The sequence below is a fragment of the Dietzia sp. CW19 genome (genome assembly GCF_014145265.1).
Lineage (GTDB): Bacteria > Actinomycetota > Actinomycetes > Mycobacteriales > Mycobacteriaceae > Dietzia > Dietzia natronolimnaea.
This window is the reverse complement of sequence record NZ_JAALEE010000428.1, coordinates 8,160-9,267: the sequence shown is the minus strand read 5'-3', so window position 1 is coordinate 9,267 and position 1,108 is coordinate 8,160. Positions and strand designations below refer to the sequence as shown.

1 protein-coding gene is annotated in these 1,108 nt (G+C 65.9%); it reads right to left on the bottom strand.

What is annotated here, in order from left to right:
• Positions 1 to 1,108 (bottom strand): IS21 family transposase (istA, locus tag G6021_RS12725; protein WP_182641447.1); only part of this gene is annotated, 1,108 nt, incomplete at both ends.

Below are 1,108 nucleotides of genomic sequence, written 5' to 3'. Positions count from 1 at the left end.
CTGCAGATGCTGCGCGGGAACATGGTCGGGATCGGTGACGAAGGCGTGCCGCCTACCGGAGACGGCATGGGAGGCGATGACCTCCCCGCCAGCCATGACCGTGAGCGTGGGACCGGTGATCTTCACATCGACGTGCTGGCCGGCGAACGTGTGGGGCACCGAGTACTTCACCGTGGCGATCTCCACGTGGTAATCACGGTTGACCTTGGACTTCTTCCAGATGACCGGCTGCCACCGCACTTCGGGCAGAGCGATCAACTCCGACTTCTCGTGCTCGGTGAACAGCTCCCGTCGGCTGATCTTCTGGCCGCGGAACGGTGTCCGGTCGTTGATCGCCTCGACCTCGGCGGCGATCGCCTCGTTCGCATCATCCAGGCTAGCGAACCGCCGATCGGCCAGCCGTCCGATCACCCAGTTCGTCACCACCTTCACCCCGGCCTCGACGTTGCCCTTGTCCGTCGGGCGCACCGGCCGAGTGGGCACGGCGGCGGTCTGGTGGTACTCGAGGAAGTCCCGGTACTCACGGTTGACCTCGCGGGCCCGGTCACCGCGGGCGATCTGGGTCGACGCCGTCGAGGCGTTGTCCGGGACGATCACCTGCGCCGCGCCGCCGAAGTACTCGAACGCCTGTAAGTGCGCGTCGAGCCAGTTCGGCATCTTCTCGTCCAGGCAGCCGCAGGCGAAGACCAACCCCGAGTACGGAAGCGACGCCACGAACACCGACACTGTGGTCTTGGTACCGATGACGGGGTCGAAGATCGCCATCTTCGTGCCCGCCCAGTCGACCTGCATCGTGTGCCCGGGCACGTGCGTGATCCGCATCGTCAGCTCGTTGACCTCGACGTACTCGCCGACGATCTGGCAGAACCGCTGATAACTGTAGTGCCGCTGCCCCGGCGATCCGTCGCTGTCGAGGTAGTTGGCCCACAGCACCCGCAGCGGCAGCTTGTTCTTGCCCGTGCGCTTCTTCACGGTCGCCGCCACGTCGAAGGCCACGAACTCCGCCGACGGCGTCTTGCGCCCATCGGTGAACAAGGCGTCAATCTCCTCGCCCTTGAGCGCCTCGACCTGGCTGGTGGCGGTCAGCCCGTGCTCGCGGCACACCTTT